Annotated in this window: 9 protein-coding genes; 2 read left to right on the top strand and 7 right to left on the bottom strand. The window is 71.7% G+C overall.

Features of this window, described 5'->3' with window-relative positions; genetic code table 11:
* Nucleotides 1-10 precede the first annotated feature (10 nt).
* The 7 genes from ALI22I_RS24885 to ALI22I_RS24855 all read right to left on the bottom strand — a co-directional run bounded on the left by ALI22I_RS24885 (nt 11) and on the right by ALI22I_RS24855 (nt 15907).
* On the bottom strand, nt 11-1360 hold the full coding sequence (locus tag ALI22I_RS24885) for an MFS transporter (protein WP_238598552.1): 1350 nt from the start codon (nt 1358-1360) through the stop codon (nt 11-13).
* Entirely contained in the window at nt 1357-4605 is a 3249-nt protein-coding gene (locus ALI22I_RS24880) for a non-ribosomal peptide synthetase (RefSeq protein WP_077007930.1), read from the bottom strand. Before ALI22I_RS24880 ends, ALI22I_RS24885 begins: the two co-directional genes overlap by 4 nt.
* The gene (locus ALI22I_RS24875; protein WP_077007991.1) at nt 4602-5279 is read right to left on the bottom strand and encodes a DUF6875 domain-containing protein; all 678 of its coding nucleotides are present in this window, start codon (nt 5277-5279) and stop codon (nt 4602-4604) included. The genes ALI22I_RS24880 and ALI22I_RS24875 overlap by 4 nt, the downstream gene beginning before the upstream one ends.
* A 4-nt stretch (nt 5280-5283) precedes the next feature.
* Nucleotides 5284-6633 (bottom strand): FAD-dependent oxidoreductase, encoded by a 1350-nt coding sequence (locus tag ALI22I_RS24870; RefSeq protein WP_077007929.1) that lies wholly within the window; start codon nt 6631-6633, stop codon nt 5284-5286.
* Complete coding sequence (locus ALI22I_RS24865; protein ID WP_202971065.1) at nt 6630-9797, bottom strand: non-ribosomal peptide synthetase; 3168 nt, start codon at nt 9795-9797, stop codon at nt 6630-6632. Before ALI22I_RS24865 ends, ALI22I_RS24870 begins: the two co-directional genes overlap by 4 nt.
* Entirely contained in the window at nt 9794-15550 is a 5757-nt protein-coding gene (locus tag ALI22I_RS24860) for a non-ribosomal peptide synthetase (RefSeq protein ID WP_143532413.1), read from the bottom strand. Before ALI22I_RS24860 ends, ALI22I_RS24865 begins: the two co-directional genes overlap by 4 nt.
* 141 nt (nt 15551-15691) lie before the next feature.
* A complete protein-coding gene (locus ALI22I_RS24855) occupies nt 15692-15907 on the bottom strand; it encodes an MbtH family protein (RefSeq protein WP_077007927.1) in 216 nt (71 codons plus the stop codon).
* Nucleotides 15908-16410: 503 nt separating this feature from the next.
* Here ALI22I_RS24855 and ALI22I_RS24850 point away from each other — a divergent pair.
* Both ALI22I_RS24850 and ALI22I_RS24845 read left to right on the top strand, forming a co-directional pair.
* The gene (locus ALI22I_RS24850) at nt 16411-17889 is read left to right on the top strand and encodes an RICIN domain-containing protein (RefSeq protein ID WP_077007926.1); all 1479 of its coding nucleotides are present in this window, start codon (nt 16411-16413) and stop codon (nt 17887-17889) included.
* Nucleotides 17890-18055: 166 nt separating this feature from the next.
* A complete protein-coding gene (locus ALI22I_RS24845) occupies nt 18056-18334 on the top strand; it encodes a hypothetical protein (RefSeq protein WP_238598551.1) in 279 nt (92 codons plus the stop codon).
* Nucleotides 18335-18342: the final 8 nt, after the last annotated feature.

Raw genomic sequence — 18342 nt, 5'->3', positions numbered from 1 at the left:
TGCTGGCCTCCTAATCGGAATTGAGTCGCTCGGGCGACGGGACCTCGTCGGCCACCGCGTCGGGCAGGTCGTCCACGGCCCGCAGCCGGGGCCGCGACCACGCGTAGGCCGCCAGCACCAGCATCAGCACGCCGACGACCAGGAAGATCAGGGCGATGCCACGCCCCTCGCCGGTGCCGATGAGCGTGCCGACACTGCCCGCCAACGGACCGTCGGCGGCCATCAGGGGTTCGGCCACGCCGTCGGTCAGCGGGCCGATCATGAGGAACGCGACGGGCATCGCGGCGGTGCTGAGCATCCGCACCACGGCCAGCACCCGGCCGAGCACCGCCGGGTCCACCTTGATCTGCAACAACGTCACGCAACACGTGTTGATCAACGGCAGGGTGAACAGGAACGCGGGCGCGGCGATGCCGATCAGCCACGGCGACGGCGCCAGCGAGTGCAGCACCAGGAACACCCCGCCCAGCACCACCCCCAGGTAGATGCCCTGCACCCGGCGCTTCGGCCCGCCCCACACCCCCATCACCAGGCCGCCGACGAACAACCCGCTGCCACCGGCGGCCATCAGCACACCGAGCGTCGCGGGACTGGAGAACGACAGGATCAGCGGCTGCACCAGCCCACCCGCGATGGCGAACAGGAAGTTCCACACGCCGAACACCGCGCACAACGCGAACAACCCCGGCGCGCCCCGCAACCACGCCAAGCCCGCCCCGATGCCCTCACGTTTCGCGTCCGAAGCACCGGCCGGCCGCACGGCATCCTCGGGCAACCGTGCCAGCAACAACGCCCCGACCGCGAAAACCATCGACACCAGGTCGATCAGCAGCACGCCCCGCAGCCCCACCAGACCCAGCAGCGCACCGGCCACCAGCGGCGCGGCGATCTGCACACCCTGGGTGATCTGCATCAGCCCGTTGATCCGACCCAGGTGCTCCTTGGGCACCAACGCCGGCACCAGGGCCGAGTAGGCGATGATGTGGAACGAGTTCAACGTCGCGGTCAACGCGGTGGCCACGTAGATCTGCCACACCGCCAACGAATCCGTGGACACCGCCACCAGCAGCAGCGCCGTCACCACGCCCGCCCCGGAGTCCGCGACCAGCATGATCCGCCTGCGGTCGTACCGGTCGGCCACCGCGCCCGCGTACGGGGCGACCAGAATGCCCGGCACCACCGCGCAGAACTGGATCAACACGAACGTCGTCACCGACCCCGTGCCCAGGTACACCCACACGCCGAGCACGAACGCGGTCAGCGCGGACCCGATCACCGACACCAACTGACCGGCCCACACCACCGCGAACCGCCGCAAACCGGCCTGTCCGACCAGTGTCGGACTACCTGACGCGGTCACCGCGCCTCCCCGAGCATCGACTCGACCTCCTCGGCCGACATACCGGCCAGTTGCAGGCGCAGTTCGGCGATCGCGGCCACCCGTTGCGGGTCGTCCAGTGCGACCAGCGCGGCGGCGATCCCGGCGATCGTGGGCGCGGCGAACATCCGGCCGATCGGCACGGTCACCGCGAAGGCGGCCTGCACCCTGGCCAGCACCCGCGCCGCGAGCAGCGAATGACCGCCCAAAGCGAAGAAGTCGTCGTGCACGCCCACCTCGGGCACACCCAGCACCTCGACCCAGATGCCCGCCAGCACTTCCTCCACCGCGTCACGCGGCGGCACCCGCTCACCCCCGACCGCCCACACCGGCGCGGGCAGCGCTTTGCGGTCGGTCTTGCCGTTGGGCGTCAACGGGAACGCGTCCAGCACCACCGCCGTGGCGGGCAGCATGTAGTCCGGCAGCCGTTCGGCCAGCCCGGACCGCAACCGCGGCCACAGCCCGTCCCGCACGACGTCCGAGCCCGGCACCACGTACGCGACCAGGCGTTCGTCGGAGGCCAGCACCACCGCCTCACTCACCTCGCCGGACGCCAGCAACGCGGCCTCGATCTCGCCGAGTTCGATCCGGAACCCGCGCACCTTCACCTGGTGGTCGGCGCGGCCCAGGAACTCCAGCGTGCCGTCCGACCGGTGCCGCACCAGGTCACCCGTCGCATAAAGCCGGCCGGGTTCCGCGGAGAACGGGTCGGGCACGAACCGACTCGCGGTCAACGCCGGCCGGTCGTGGTAGCCGCGCGCCACGCCCGCGCCGCCGATGTGCAACTCGCCGACCACCCCCGGCGGCACCGGCTCCAGCCCCGGACCCAGCACGTACAGCCGGGTGTTGCCGATCGGCGGCCCGAGCACCACCGGCGCGGGGGAGGGATCGACCAGACCGGCGGACGACCACACCGTGGTCTCGGTCGGCCCGTACGCGTTCCACAGCAGCGCGTTGTCGGTCAGCAGGTCGTCGGCCAGATCGCGCGGCAACGCCTCACCGCCGCAGATCCGGGTCACCACACCCGCGGGCACACCGCCCGCCGCGTGCAGCAGCCGCCACGTCGCCGGGGTGGCTTGCAACGCGGTCACCTCGCGTTCGACCAGCAGCCGTCGCAACGCCGCACCGTCGGCCGCGACCTCCGCGGGCACGACCAGCACCTCCGCGCCCGCGACCAACGGCAGCAGCAGTTCCAGCACCGAGATGTCGAACGACAGCGTGGTCACCGCGGCCAGCCGGTCCTCGACGGTGAGGGCGAACAGCCGCTGGAACGACACCAGCAGGTTCACCACCGCCCGGTGCGGCACCTCCACACCCTTGGGCGTGCCCGTCGAACCGGACGTGTAGATCACGTACGCCAGATCCTCACCGGACGCCCGCCACGGCACGGGTTCAGGTTCTACGGGGTCCGCGGCGGTGTCTGCCTCCATCTGGGAGAGGCTCAGCACCGTCCCGTCGAACGGCAGCCCGTCCCGCTCGGTCACCAGCACGGCCGCGCCCGAATCGGCGAGCATCGACGCCAACCGGTCACCCGGCCAGCCGGGGTCCAACGGCACGTACGCCGCACCGGCCTTCCACACGCCCAACACCGCGGCCACCAGGTCCGGCGTGCGCGGCAAGCACAACGCCACCGCCGAACCCAGCCCCACACCGTGCGCACGCAACAGCGCGGCCACCTGCTCGGCCCGCACGTCCAACTCCGCGTAATCCATCCGGGAGTCCACACCGGACACCGCCGTGCCGCGCCCGGTGATCAGGTCCAACGCGGTGCGCGCGGGCGGCAGGCCCAGGTCGGTGGCGTTGTAGCCCTCCAGCACCTCCCACCGCCGCACGCCGGTCAGCCCGTCCAACTCGCTGATCCGCCGCTCCGGGTGTTCGGCGGCGGCGGTGAGCAGCGCGGTGAGCCGGTCGGTGAACTCGGCGATGGTCGACTCGTCGAACAGGTCGGAGTTGTACTCGACACCCAGGGCCAGCGTGTCGCCCTGCTGGTCGGCGGCCAGCGTCAGGTCGAACTTGGCCACCTTCGGGTCGGGCACCAGCGCGTCGATCTCCAGCCCGGCCATCCCGATGTCCAGCGGCGGGGTGTTGGTGAAGATCAGCTGGGCTTGGTAGATCGGCGCGTGCCCGGTGCTGCGCTGCGGGCTCAGGTGCTCCACCAGCCGTTCGAACGGCAGGTCGGCGTGCGCGAGACCGGCCGTGGCGACCTGCCGGATCCGGCCCAGCAGTTCGGTGAACGTCGGATCACCGCCCACGTCGGCGCGCAGCGCGAGCGTGTTGACGAAGAACCCGATCAGGGCCTCCAGGTCCGGGTGCGAACGCCCGGCGACCGGCGTGCCGACCACCACGTCGTCCTGACCGGCCAACCGGCCGAGCCTGGCCGCGAACCCGGCCAGCAGCACCATGAACACCGTGACGCCGTGCGCCCGGGCCAACTCCTCCAACGGGCGGATCGGGACGTAGCCGTACCGCAGCGCGCCCCGGTGGGTGACCACCGGCGGCCGTGGCCGGTCGGTCGGCAGGGTCAGCAGCTCCGGCGCGCCCGCGAGGTGCCGCGCCCAGTAGTCCAGGTGCTCGGCGGCGACGTCGTCGGCCATCCGGTCCCGCTGCCACACCGCGAAATCCGGGTACTGCAACCGCAGCGCGGGCAGGTCCGGGTCCCGGTCCTCCAGCGCCGCGTCGTAGGCCTGCCCCAACTCGCCCAGCAGCACCGACAGCGACCACGCGTCGGCGATGATGTGGTGCATGTTGAGCACCAGCACGTGGTCGTCGTCGGCGAACCGGCCCAGGCTCGCCGCGAACAGCGGCCCCTGGTGCAGGTCGAACCCGATGCCGCCGCGTTCGTCGGCGAACCGCTGCGCCTGAGCGTCCCGGTCTTCGCCGAAAAGATGGTGCACGGTGAGGGTGGCGGTGCCGGTGGGCGCGACGAGCTGCACCGGTTCGCCGCCCGAGTCGGGGAACGTGGTGCGCAGCGCCGCGTGCCGGTTCACCAGCACGTTCAGCGCCCGTCGCAGCGCGACCGGGTCCAGCGGGCCGCGCAGCCGGAACGCGACGGGCACGTTGTAGACGGCGCTGCCGGGCGAGAACCGGTCCAGGAACCACAGCCGTTGCTGCCCGAACGACAGCGGGAACGCGGTGGGCGCGGCGGCACGGGCGCGCAGCCGTCGGGCCAGCAGTTCCCGCTTCCGCGCGGACGCCGTCGTCCGGTCGGACGCCGGGAGATCGGTCATGGCGTGCTCCCCGATCTGGTGAGTCGGTCGGCGGCGGCGCGCACGTGCTCACGCAGGTGCGTGGGCACGCGGTCGCCGAACCGTTCGAGGTACGCGGCGACGGTGGTGTCGTCGTCCCGCAGGAACGGGAAGTCGGTCGGCACCATGTGCCGGATCGCCAGCAGCGGCACCGGGCTGTGCAGCGGCCGGAAACCGGGGTTCCACAGGCCCGCTTTCTGCGGCGGTCCGGGGTGGAACTCGCCCAGCATCAACCCGTCCCGGGTGTACTGCGGCTTCAGCAGCTCCTGGGCCCGGTCCACCACGCCGAACTCGGTGAGGTCCGGGAACAGGATCAGGATGGTCTTGAACTGCGCCCCCGGCCCCCGCGTCGGTTCGAGCTCGGCGAACCAGTCGCGGTAGTGCAGCAGCAGGGCCGCCAGCTCGTCCGGCTCCTGCGGTGTGCCGGAGTGCACGGACATGTAGAACAGGCCACGCTGGAGGGACGTGTCGGTGAAGGGGCACACCGCACCCCTCCGCCCCAGTTCCGGGTGCGGACCGCACAGGTACTCGCCCGCCCAGCCGAACACGGTCCGCAGCGGCAGTTCGTGCGCCACGACCGCGTCGGGAAGCCGAGGTGCGGCGAAGTCCGCCGGCTCGACCAGGGGGTAAGCCTGGTGGGTCGGATGGATCAGCATCAACTCACCTGCCTTTGGCTTGTAATCGGTGGGTCAACCCCGCCAGCGCCGCGCCGGTCAACGCGGCCGTGACGCCACCGAGCAGGCGGTCCTGGCGCCGGGCCCGCGCCAACGCCTCGCCGTAGGGGACCGTGGTGTGCGCGATCAGGGTGTAGAGCGGCACCCACGCGTTCGGGAGCAGCCGGTGCAGCGCCAGGTCCACCTTCTTGCGGACGGTGAACAGCGGTGAGCGCAGCTTGTCGCGCAGCTCCACGAAGTTGCGCTTGGACAGCTCCGCGAGCACGTCCGTGTGCGGCCGGCGGGAGTCCTCGAACGCGGCCAACGCCTGCGGCAGGTCGTGCGGGTGCGTGGCCAGGCACCGGTTGAGCACCGAACAGTCCTCGAACGCGGCGTTCATGCCCTGCCCGAAGAACGGGTACACGGCGTGCGCGGCGTCCCCGATCAGCACGACCCCGCGTCCGTCGTCGGTGGTGACGTGCCACGGCGCGGTGCGCACGGTGACCAGACTGGCCGGCGGGTGCGCGAGGAACTGCTCGACCACGTCCGGGATGAGGGTGAGCGTGTCGGGGAAGCGGCGGGCGAAGAACTCCCGCACCCGCCCGGCCTCGGTGAGCCCGGCGAACCCGTGTTCGCCCTCGAACGGCAGGAACACGGTCGCGGTGAGCGAGCCGTCCGCGTTGGGGTGCGCCACGATCAGGCCCTCGTCACCCGGCCACACGTGCAGCGCGCGCAGTTCGGTGCGTGGCTCGCCGTCGTCGCCGACCGGGATCAGCAGCTCCTTGTAGCCCCACTCCAGGAACTCCTGGTGCAGGTCCATCCGCAGGCCGCGGCCCAGGTGCGTGCGCACGGCGGAGAACGCGCCGTCCGCGCCGACGACGAGGTCGGCGGTGTGCACGGCCTGGTCGTCGGTGGTGACCGCGGGTTTGGTGCGGTCCACGGCGGTGACCCGTTGGCCCCAGGAGAACTCGACGCCGAGCCGTTCGGCCTCGTCCACCAGCGCGACGTTGAGGTCGTGCCGCAGGATGGAGTGCAGGATCTGGTCTTCCGCCAGGCCGTAGGGCTGGAAGCGGAGCGTGCCGTCGGGCAGGTGCACGACCCGGCCGCGCATCGGCACGGTCAGCGGCGCCAACCGCTCCAGCAAGCCGACTTCCCGCAACGCGACGATGCCGCGTTGCGAGAGACCCAGGTTGATCGAACGGCCCTCTTCCTTCGCTCCCGGCGCCCGAGGATCGCCCCGCCGCTCCAACACCCGCACCCGGAACCCTCGCCGGGCCAGGTAGACAGCCGTCAGCGAGCCGGCGAGCCCCGCGCCGACAACAATCGTTTCGTGGTTCCTGGCTGCTTCCCTGCTCATGTCTCGTCCTCGTCGTCGATCAAGGTGCCGAGCAGGCGGTCGATTTCCGCGTCGGACAGCTCGTCCAGCTGATCGAGCAGCGGCACCGGACCGCGGGTGCCCGCCGTGCCGCCGCCCAGGTTCGAGCACAGCTCGGCGATGGTGGGCGCGGCGAACAGCGTCGCCAACGGCAGGTCCACGTCCAGCGCTACCCGGACACGGGCCAGCATCTGGGTCGCGGTCAACGAGTGGCCGCCCAGGGCGAAGAAGTTGTCGTGCACGCCCAGCGGCGCGTCCACGGGCATGCTCAGCACCTCGCGCCAGATCTGCGCCAGCCGCCGTTCGTTGTCGTCACGCGGTTCGACCCGCTCGACGTCGTCGGTCGTCCACACCGGATCGGGCAACGCGTCCCGGTCGATCTTGCCGGTGCCGGTGCGCGGCAGTTCGGGCAGCACGACGACCGCAGCCGGGAGCATGTAGTCGGGCAGGCGCGCGGCCAGGTGCGGTCGCACCCGACGGCGCAACTCGTCCTCGTGCAGGCCAGGGTCGGCGGGCACCGCGTACGCGACCAGCCGCACGTCGGCGGCGTGCGCGGACCAGGCGATCACGACCGCGTGCGCCACGTCCGGGTGAGCGCGGAGCACGGCTTCGATCTCGCCCGGCTCGATCCGGTAGCCGCGCACCTTGAGCTGCCGATCGGTGCGGCCCAGGAACTCCAGCGTCCCGTCGGCGTGCCGGCGGACCAGGTCGCCGGACGCGTAGAGCCGACCGCCCGCCGAACCGAACGGGTCGGGGCGGAACCGGTCCGCCGTCATCCCGGGCAGACCGTGGTAGCCGCGCGCCACGCCCGCGCCGCCGATGTGCAACTCGCCGATCACACCAGGCGGCACCGGGCGCATGAGCGGGTCCAGCACGTACAGCGAGGTGCCCTTGACCGCCGGCCCGAGCCGCACCGGGTCCGGCCCGTGCGATACGACACCGGCCGCCGAGTACACCGTGGTCTCGGTGGGGCCGTAGCCGTCGATCAGGGTCGCGCCGTCGGTCTGGAGGTCGTCGGCCAGGTCGCGGGTCATCGCCTCGCCGCCGCTGATCCGCAGCCGCACGCCCGCCGGCACACCACCGGCCGCGACGACCATCCGCCAGCTCGCCGGACCGCCCTGTACGACGGTCGCTTCGGTATCGGCGATGCGTGCCCGCAACAGCGCGCCGTCCGCCACGTCATCCGCCGGGATCACCACGAGCGTCGCGCCGCTGATGAGAGGAGCGAGCATTTCCACTGTGGACACATCGAACGCAGGCGTGGTGATGGAGGCGAGCCGGTCCGCGGGCGTCAGCTCCATCATCTCGCCCATCGCGCGCAGTAACGCGGCGAGACCGCCCTGGGTGCACCGGACGCCCTTGGGTTTGCCGGTGGACCCGGAGGTGTGGATGACGTAGGCCAGCATCTCCGGGTGTTGCTTCGTCGCCGGTGGCGGAGTGTCCGGTTGGGCGTCGAGGTCGGCGGTGTCCAGGTCCACCTCGGTCCACGGGCCGGTCAACGGCCCGGTGACCTCGCGCGACGCGCCGTCGGTGACGAGCACCGGCACGTCGGAGCCGGTGGCCATGGCGGTGAGCCGTGCGGCGGGCCACGACGGGTCCAGCGGCAGGTAACCCGCGCCCACGCGCCACGCGGCGAGGATGCCGACGACCATCTGTGCGCCGCGGTCCAGGCACAACGCCACCGGCTGATCCGGCCGCGCGCCCGCGGCGAGCAGCACGTGAGCGAGCCGGTTGGCCGCACGGTCCAGTTCACCGCACGTCAACGCGCCCTCGACGGCGACCGCGTCCGGGTGCTCGGCCAGCGCGGCGAACACCAGGTCGGCGGCCGTCTCCGCGGGCACCTCGACGGCCGGTTCCTGCGGTGAGTCGTCGGTCAGCAGCAGTTCGGCGACCCGGTCGGCGGGGGAGGCGTGCACGGCGGCGGCGAACACCGCGTGCAGCGCGGCGATCGTCTCCGGCGTGAACAGCTCGGAGTCGTACTGCCAGCGCGCGAACCACCGTTCGCCCGCCTGCTCGACGGTCAGCGACAGGTCGAACTTCGCCCCGCCGTTGGCCACCGCCTCGGGTCGCAACGTGATCGGACCGGCCTTGCGCGCCGGCGGCACCGGCTCGACGGCGAACATCACCTGCACCAGCGGCGCGTGGGCCAGTGTCCGCTGTGGCGAGACGATGTCCACCAGCTGCTCGAACGGCAGGTCCTGGTGGACGAGCGCGGCCACGGTGGCGTGCTCGGTCGCCGTGACGACCTCGCCGAACGTCGTGTCCGGGGTGAACTTCGCGCGCAGCGGCAGGGTGTTGGCCACGAAACCGACCAGGCCCTCGGTCTCCGGCCGGGTGCGGGCCGCGACGGGCGTCGCCACCAGGAAGTCCGCCTGCCCGGTCACCCGGTGCAGCACGCACTGGAACACGGCCAGCAGCCGGGCGAACGACCCGTTGTCGACGCCCAGTTCCGCCCGCAGCTCGGCGCCGTGCCCGGTGGGCGTCGCCGGTCGGGTCTTGTCGGTCGGCAACGGCAGCACGGTCGGCACGCCGTGCAGCGCCTCACGCCAGAACTCCGCGTCGGCGGCGAAGGCTCCACCGTCGGCCTGTTCCCGTTGCCACACCGCGTAGTCCGGGTACTGCACGGGCAGGTCGGGCAGGTTGTGCGGTTCGCCCGTGGCCTCGGTGGCGTACAGCCGGGCCAGCTCGTCGAACAGCACCGCGCACGACCAGCCGTCGGCGATCGTGTGGTGCAGCACCAGGACCAACACGTGCTCTTGAGACGTGACCTCGATCAGACCGGCGCGTAACAGCGGCCCGTGGTGCAGCACGAACGGCCGACCCACCTCCTCGCGCACCGCCGCGTCCACGTCCGCCGACGACAACCGCACCAACGGCACGGTCAGCGTCGCGGACACCACCTGCACCGGCACGCCGTCCTCCGCGGCGAACCGCGTCCGCAACGCCTCGTGCCGCGCCACCAGCGCGTTCAACGCCGCCTGCAACGCGTCCGCGTCCAGCGGGCCGTCGACGCCGACCCGCCAGCCGATGTTGTAGACCGGGCTCGCGGGCAGCAGCTGGTCGACCAGCCACAACCTGCGCTGCCCGGACGAAGCCGGGAACCGGAACACCTCGTCCGCCCGTCCTTCGGGTATCACCGCGCTCACCGCTGTCCCCCTCCCCAACCCCGGTCGCCCTTGTCCGGCCAGCCCCTCCGGTCGACCGCGACGACCCGGAACTCCGCCGTGTGCCGGGCGCCCGCGGCGTCGGTCAACCACAGCTGGTCCGGGCCGGGCAGCATCTCGCCCACGCCCATCGGCGCGTCCGGCTTCTCCCGGTCCAGCGCGCGCACCGCGTGCGCGAACAGCTCGACCGACGGCTGGCTCTCCAGATCCACGTAGAACGGCTTGTGCTCCACCGGGCTCTTCACGAACACGAACCTCGGCATGCCGTGCTCACGGCGCCAGGCCTGTGCCCGCAGGAACCGGGTCCCTTCGTCGGGGGCGAACGCGAACGCCGAACGCGCGGTCGGCAATCGCCAGCCCTCCCTGGCCACGACCAGCCGGTCCAGGCTGACCCGGGGCGTGTGCTCGCCCGCGGGCAGCAGCCGGAAGTGCTGCACCAACTGCGCCATGATCTGCTCGTTCAGCAGCTCGACCAGGTCGACGTCCACCCGGCCGTCCCGGCTGCGCGCCACCAGCCGCCCGCCGCTCTCGGTCACCTCGCACGCGCCGACCGGCACCGCGTCGCGCAACCCCGGGCCGCAGGCGTCGTGGCCGAACACGATCTTCAGGTCGTCCGGTGACACCAGCGCGTCGGCGAGCCGTTGCGGCGTGCCGCCCTGCTCGCGGGTGGTGGCCAGCACGATCCTCGGCCCGGCCATGTCGTGGCTCATCGCCGCGCGCAGTTGGCCAGGATCGGGGTGCTGGGACACGAACAACGCCGACCGCATGGTGTTCACGCCGGGGTGCACCTCGCCCAGCACCCACCGGTAGTCGCCGGCCCGGATCGCGTCCTCGTCCTGGGCCGCGATCAGCACGTCCGGGCTGTGCTGCACCGCGCCACGCCACCCCGGTCGCGGCGCGGCGAACGCCTTGAGCACGGCGTCCCGCACATCACCCACTCGGTAGTGGACATCGCGCCCGTCCGGTTGGGGTCCCAGGGCCTTGGCCCAGCGGTCCTGCAACGCCCGGACGAGCCGGTCGATCAGCCGTTCGTCGAGCCGGAAGATGGTGTCGTTGGCCCACAACCAGAAGTCCGCCAACCGCACCCGGTCCGAACCGGTGGCCGCGACCCGCTCCCGGTACACCTCCCGCAACGCGCGCCCGTACAGCGCCGCGCCCGCGGAGGTGAACCAGCGTGCCGCCTCCAGCACCAGCGACAACGGCGACCACAGCGTTTCCATCAGACCGGGGGAGAGGGTGACGTCGAGATCGCGTCGGCACTCCTCGTGCACCACCGTGCGGCCGGCGTAGAACAGGCCGGGTCGACGCACGGCCGCCGTGCCGGTGATGGCGGTGAACTTCTCGTGCAAGTCGTCGATCGCGTGCACCAACCGGTCCGGATCGCCCACGGCGGCGGCCACCCGGTCCCGCCCCTGCTCGACCTCGGTCAGTGCCTTTTCGGCTTCGGCTCGTGCGTCGGGGTCCCCGATGGCCGCGATCTGCGCGCGCAACGCCGTCTCCGGCACCAGCGCCTCCGGCGGCACCTCCAACGACCAGGCGATCCGCTTGGCCTGCCGCAGCCGTTCGAGAGCGGCCAAGACGTCCTGGACCGGTTGGTCGAGGTCGCCGGCGATCGCGTCCGCTCGGGTTAGTCCGTCGCACGCGGCGAGCACGGCGGCGTCCAACGCGGGCAGGCGCACCGGATCGGTCATCGGGACGTGCATCGTGTCGCCGACGACGTCCACGAACGGCATCCGCCGGGGCACCGCCCACGGCCGCACGGCGTCCGTGGTCAACGCCTCGGCCAGTTGTTGGACCGCCCAGTTCTCCAGGTAGACGGTCCGCGAGTCGATCAGGTCGGGGCCGGGTTTCGCGGTGATCGCGGCGGGCGCGTCGTCCTCGACCCGGGCCCAGCCGACCGGCCCGAAGAAACCGATCGTGTCGTTCTTGGCGCAGTAGCGCTGGAGGTAGCTGACGACCGTGTGCTCCCAACGGCGGTAATCGACGTTGCGGGAGGAGGGCCGGTCGCCGGAGAGCGCCTTGTGCAGCGAAGCGACGGCGGTCCGGAGGGCGCTCGGGTTCTGCCAGGCAACGGCTTCGCGGAACTTCGCGTCCCCGCTGACCACCCGCAACACGTCGGCGGCGGCCTTGCGCCCCGCCTCGAAACAAGCCGTGTAGTCGGCGAGCAGCGCGTCGTGCCGTGCGGCGGCCTCGGCAGCCACGGCCAACGCCGCGTCCACTGCTGTCGTCCCTGTCGTCCCTGTTGTCGGCACGGCGGCCAGTGCGGCGCGTGCTTCGGTGAACCGTCCCTTGCGGACCCGCCGCCCGATCCGCCGCAGCGCGGACCGCTGCTCGCCCTGAGCCCGGTCCTCGACCTCGCGCAACACCTGGAACGCCGTCCACCGCGCCTCGCTCGCCGCGTCCTCGGCCGCCAGCACCGCCTCGGCCGCACGTGCCGCGTCCGGGCTCGCCACCGCCAGCAACGGCTCGATGCCGAAGCCCGTCCCGCGCAGTTCGACGCACCGCCACGCCGCCCAGTCACCGTCCCCACCCGGCAGCACCAGGTGATCCGCCACCGGCCGCACCGACGTGCGCTGCGTGGGCACCACGTACGCCGACCGGTCCCGCCGCGTGATCCCCACCGACACGGCACCCGACGAGGTGCTCAGCGACGCGTCCACCACCGCCGCGCACGCCGCCAGCGTCCGGGCCCGGTGCAGTTCGGCGACCGGCATCTCGACCCCGAACTCCTCCTGCACCCGGAACGCCAACCGCACCGCGAGCAGCGAGTTGCCGCCCACCGCGAAGAAATCGTCCTCGGCGAACACCTCCGGCGCGTCCAGCAGGTTCTCCCACAGCTTCGCCAACCGCCGTTGCGTGGCGGTCGCGGGTTGGGTCCGGTCCGTGCCCCGCGCGCCCGGGGCACGGACCGAGCGCAGTGCCGCCCGGTCCACCTTGCCGCTGCCGTTGAGCGGCAGCTCCGGCAGCGGTACGTACCGCGCCGGGCAGAGGAAGGCGGGCAGCCGTTCCGCGACGTGCGCGCGCACGTCCTCGATGTCCAACGAGCCGGTCGGCACGACGTAGGCCACCAGGTGCCTCGCGTCGCCGTCGCCGAACGGCAGCACGGCCGCCGCGCCGACCGCCGGGTGCTCCCGCAACACGGCCTCGACCTCGGCCGGCTCCACCAGGAACCCGCGCACCTTGACCTGCCGGTCCGCGCGACCCAGGAACTCCAGCACCCCGTCCGGCCGCCACCGGGCCAGGTCACCCGTCCGGTACAGCCGCCCACCGGGCGCGGCCCCGAACGAATCGGACACGAACGGGTCGGGCACGAACTTCGACGCGGTCAACGCGGGCGCGCCCCAATACCCGCGCGCCAGCCCGTCACCGCCGGTGTACAGCTCACCCGGCACACCCACCGGCACCGGCCGCATCGACTCGTCCAGCACGTACACCGTGGTCCGCTGGATCGGCGTGCCGATCGGCACGGTCGCGCCCACGTCCTCGGCCGACCCCACCACGTGGCACGTGGTGAACGTGGTGTTCTCCGTCGGCCCGTACCCGTTGACCACCGGCTTCCCGCCACGCGCCTTGAGCGCCGCCCGCACCGCGTCCGGGGCCAGCACGTCACCACCGGCCAGCAGTTGCTCCACGTCGGCCAGCAGCGCCGGGTCCAGCTGGTGGAACAGCCCAGCGGTCAACCACAACACGCTCACCCGGTGCGTCCGCAGCAGCTCGCCCAGCACCGCCGGATCGGGCGGACCGGACGGCGCGGCCACCACCCGGCCACCGGTCAGCAGCCCGCCCCACACCTCCAGCGTGGTCAGGTCGAACGCGGTCGCGGACAGGTGCAGGAACGTCTGCCCCGGCCCGAAGCGCCCGAACGTCGGCCGCGTCACCAGCCGCACCACACCCCGGTGCGGCACGGCCACACCCTTCGGCCTGCCGGTCGACCCCGACGTGTAGTTCACGTACGCCACGCTCAGCGGATGCACCGCCGTCACCGGAAATACGGGCGATTCCGATGATTCCGGCGAAAGGTCCACTTCGGACAGCACCACCGAGGTGACCCCGTCCGGCAGCGCGCGCGGCCGGTCGGCCACCACCAGCGGCGTGCCGGACTCGCGCAACGCCGCCGCGTCCCGTGCCGCCGGGTTGTCCGGGTCCAGCGGCAGGTACGCGGCACCGGTCTTGAGCACGGCCAGCATCGCGGTCACGAAGTCCGCCCCACGCGGCAGCGAGAGCGCCACCGGACGGTCCACCTGCGCGCCCCGCGCCACCAGCACGTGCGCCAACCGGTTCGACCGCGCGTCCAACTCCGCGTAGCTCAGCCACCGCTCACCGTCGAAGACCGCGTCCGCGTCCGGCCGCAGCCGCACCTGCTCGGCGAACAGGTCCGGCACGGTCGCGTCCGCCGGGTAGTCGACCGCGGTGTCGTTCCACTTCTCCAGCACCCGCACGAGCTCACGCGGCCCGGTCAGCTCCCGCACCGGGCGGTCCGGCGCCTCGGCCATGCCCGCGAGCAGGTCCCGCACCTGCGTCAACAGGGCGTCCGGCGCCCAGTCCGGGAACCGGCCGGTGTCGTGGATCAGCCGGAAGCTCAGGCGCGGCTCGGCGAAGGCGTACAACGTCATGGCGTAGACGGGGGTGCGCAGGATGCGCACCTGTCTGCCCGCCGGCGCGGACGGCCGAGCGGACAGCACCGTCCCCAGTTCGCGGTGCTCGAACAGCACCAGGCTCCGCATCAACGGCACGTCGTGACCGGCCGCGCGTTGGATCACCGGCAGCGGGCACAGCTGGTGGTCGCGCGCCCGCACCGACCGTTCCCGGACCGACCGCAGCCAGTCGGCCACCGACGCGTCCCACTGAACCGGCAGCCGCAGCGGCACGGTCGCCAGCAGCAGCCCCAGCATGTCCTGCGCGCCCTCGACGGTGCCGTGCCGGGCCGCCCTGGTCACCCCGAACACGGCCTCGTCGGCGTGCGCGTGCGTGGTCAACACCAGACCCCACGCGGCCAGCACCACCGTGTTCACCGTGACGCCCGCCCGCGCGGCCAACGCCCGCACGGCCTCGGTCTCGGTGTCGGACAGGTCGAGCACCGCGGTGGCCATGACCGGCGTGTCCGGCCCGGCGTGCTCCAGCGGCAGCGGACCGGGCTCGGGCAGCCCGGCCAGTTCGGCGGCCCAGAACCGTTCGTCGGCCAGCGCCTCGGGGTGGTCCGGCGCGATCCGGGCGTCGTACCAGCGGGCGTAGTCGGTGAAGTCCGGGCGCGGCGCGAAGTCCGGTGTGCCACCCGCGAGTCGGGCCGCGTAGTCGTCGTCGATCTCGGCCAGCAGCATGGCCAGCGACCGGCCGTCGAGGATCGCGTGGTGGAAGGTCGCCACCACCACGTCACCGGGCAGCGACACCACCCGCAGCGGCGGCGCGGACACCGGGTCCACGCCGGCCCGCCGGTCGGCCGCCAGGAACGCCGGCAGGTCCGTCACCGAATCGTCCACCAGCACCGGGACGTCCTCGGCGGGTCCGGACCACTGGTCCATGCCGCCGTCCGCGCGCCAGGTGAACCGGGTCCGCAGCAGCGGGTGCCGTTCGACCGCCGCCCGCCACGCCGCCAGATAGGTGGCGGTGTCCAGGCCGTGCGGCCAGTGCTGGACGCACTGGATGACATCCGTCCCGGCCGACGGGTCCCGCAACCCGGCCGCGATCATTCCGCTCTGCAACGGCAGAGCGGGCGCGAGCCGCGAATCCGTGTGCACCAAATCCTCCCCGGCGAAATGTGTTTCGGGCGCGCACGACCGAACCGGTCACCGGGAATTCCGGAGACCTTTTCCGGGCAGCGGTAGGTGCCCCTTTGCGCGGCGTGCGGTAATGCGCGAGTCGAGGTGCCGGGTGGAGCGTCAGTCGCGGTGCGCGGCGACGTGCTCGCGGACGCTGCGCGGGCGCATGTCCGTCCACACCCGGTCAATGTGGGCCAGGCACTCTTCCCTGGTACCCCTTGTCCCTTCGGCCCGCCATCCCGGCGGGAGGTCGCGGTCGGCGAACCAGACCGAGTACTGCTCCTCGTCGTTCAGCACGACCAGGAATTCCGGGTAATTGGTCTTCTCGTCACTCATGCAGGATCTCCTGCCCCTTGGCGGATGCGGGCGGGTCGCCGTTCGCGCAACATTACGCGCCGGCTCTCGTAAACTGGAATCCACTGAACGGTCGAACCGCTCATTGGGGATGCGTGGCGCGAACTATTCGACCTTCCTATGGAGCGTCTCCCGCTGTGTTCGACCGGTTACGCGATGGTTTCACCGGCGCGACCGCGTCAATTCTCGGTAGCCGTGGAATCGCCGGATCTGTTATCGCTAACAGGCGCCCGCCATGCGGCCGAACGGGCGAACGTGTCGAACGCCTTCGACTCCAGAGGGTTGCGCCGGGTGCTGGGCGATCCGGCTATTGAACCGCTCCCGATCGTGCTGTTAGCGTTAACAGCCGGGCTGTGGAGTAGCCGGTGATCCCGTCCACCCGTACCCGCGAACCACCCGTCACGCCACCCCAACCGGCCCGCACCAGGCTCGATGCCGCGGGTCGATCGCGTTCTGTCCATGCAGCGTCGCAGGGAGAGCAACCCATGAGATCGACTTATCGGCGCGCGCGCCGCGCAGGCCTGGTCCTCGCCACCGTCACCACGCTGCTCGGTGCGGTCACCGCGGCCGTGCCGACCGTCGCGTCGGCGGCGGTGGTCGACACCAACGCCTCGTACGTGCTGGTCAACCGCAACAGCGGCAAGGCGCTGGACGTCTACGACCTCGCCACCAACGACGGCGCACGGATCTCGCAGTTCACGCGCAACGACGGCGCGTGGCAGCAGTGGCAGTTCGTCGACTCCGGTGGTGGCTACTACCGGTTGAAGTCCAAGCACAGCGGCAAGGTCCTCGACATCGAGGGCGCTTCGACCGCCGACCGCGCCAACCTGATCCAGTGGACCGACCGCAACGCCACCAACCAGCAGTTCAGGTTGGCCGATTCGGCGGGCGGGTTCGTCCGGCTGATCAACCGCAACAGCGGCAAGGCGCTGGACGTGCTGGACTTCTCCACCGCCGACGGCGCGCAGATCATCCAGTGGCCCGACACCGGTGGCACGAACCAGCAGTGGCAGTTGGTGAAGCTGGGTGCCCCCGCGCCGGGGACGTTCACCAACCCGATCAAGCGCAACGGCCCGGACCCGTGGCTCCAGTACTACAACGGCTACTACTACCTGGCCACGACGACGTGGAACTCCACGATCACGATGCGCAAGTCGCCGACGTTGGCCGGGCTGGCGACCGCGGCGGACACGGTGGTGTTCAACCTGTCGCGGCCCAACGGGTGCTGCAACATGTGGGCGCCGGAGTTCTTCCTGCTCAACGGCCGCTGGTACCTGTACTACGTGGCCGGGCAGAACGTGTCGGACTACAACCCGACGCAGCGGCTGCACGTGCTGGAGAGTTCCGGCACCGACCCGATGGGCCCGTACACGTTCAAGGCCGATCTCGGCAGCACCTGGGAACTGGACCCGAGCATCCTCCAGGTGAGCGGCAAGCTGTACCTGATGGGCAGCGCGATGGACGGCACCCAGAGCCTGACCATCACCCCGTTGTCCAACCCGTACACGATCAGCGGCGCGCGCCGGACGATCTCCCAGCCCACCCTGGCGTGGGAACGGCAGACCGCCCCGGTCAACGAGGGCGCCGAACCGCTGTACCACAACGGGAAGACCATGATCGTCTACTCGGCCAGCGCCTGCTGGGGCCCGGACTACAAACTCGGCCTGCTCACCCTCACCGGCACCGACCCGCTCAACCGCGACCACTGGACCAAGTCCCCCAACCCGGTGTTCCAGCGCAACGACGGCAACGGCGTCTACGCCCCCGGCCACAACGGCTTCTTCAAGTCGCCCGACGGCACCGAGGACTGGATCGTCTACCACGCCAACGACTCGGCCTCCGGCGGCTGCGACATGAACCGCTCCACCCGAGCCCAGAAGTTCACCTGGAACTCCGACGGCACACCGAACTTCGGCACCCCCGTCCGACTCGGCACCACCCTCACCGCCCCCTCCGGCGAATGAGACCACCCGGGGCGGGTGTCTCCCGCCCCGGGCCCCACTCGCTCCACGGTGGTCCGGTGGGAAGCGGGCGCACGCGAACCGCTGCCGTACCAGCGCCCGAAGCTCGCCCGACTGCTCAAAGTCACCCTGAACGAACTCGATGCCCTCCTGCACCCTGAGGACACGGTTGCGCCGGCACAAGCTCTGGCACTACGGCTTGGTCATGGACGCGCTCACCCTTGGTGCGAGTCAGCGCACCGTCGCCGTGGTCGACGCTGAGGTCTTCGGCCAGGTGTTCAGCGGCATGGTGACGACCAATGACGAAGGACGGGTGGTGGGTGCGAACGGTCGGTCCGACATGCCGTTCACCGGCGACGCCATCGACCGGCTCGAACCTCGTCTGTCAGCCAGTTCGCTGACGTTGCTGCGTCTGGCGTGGCGGGATCGCCGGCTGCTCCTCGGGTGACGGCAGGT

Source organism: Saccharothrix sp. ALI-22-I, from assembly GCF_001984175.1.
In the GTDB taxonomy this organism is placed as follows: Bacteria; Actinomycetota; Actinomycetes; order Mycobacteriales; family Pseudonocardiaceae; genus Actinosynnema.
The sequence above is the reverse complement of the archived record's forward strand: the minus strand, read 5'-3'. Positions and strand labels throughout refer to the sequence as shown.

Excerpts from the sequence above, each read along its gene's own strand:
- ALI22I_RS24880 (WP_077007930.1), bottom strand. The coding sequence starts at position 4,605 with ATGACCGATCTCCCGGCGTCCGACCGGACGACGGCGTCCGCGCGGAAG.
- ALI22I_RS24875 (WP_077007991.1), bottom strand. The coding sequence starts at position 5,279 with ATGCTGATCCATCCGACCCACCAGGCTTACCCCCTGGTCGAGCCGGCG.
- ALI22I_RS24870 (WP_077007929.1), bottom strand. The coding sequence starts at position 6,633 with ATGAGCAGGGAAGCAGCCAGGAACCACGAAACGATTGTTGTCGGCGCG.
- ALI22I_RS24855 (WP_077007927.1), bottom strand. The coding sequence starts at position 15,907 with ATGAGTGACGAGAAGACCAATTACCCGGAATTCCTGGTCGTGCTGAAC.
- ALI22I_RS24850 (WP_077007926.1), top strand. The coding sequence starts at position 16,411 with ATGAGATCGACTTATCGGCGCGCGCGCCGCGCAGGCCTGGTCCTCGCC.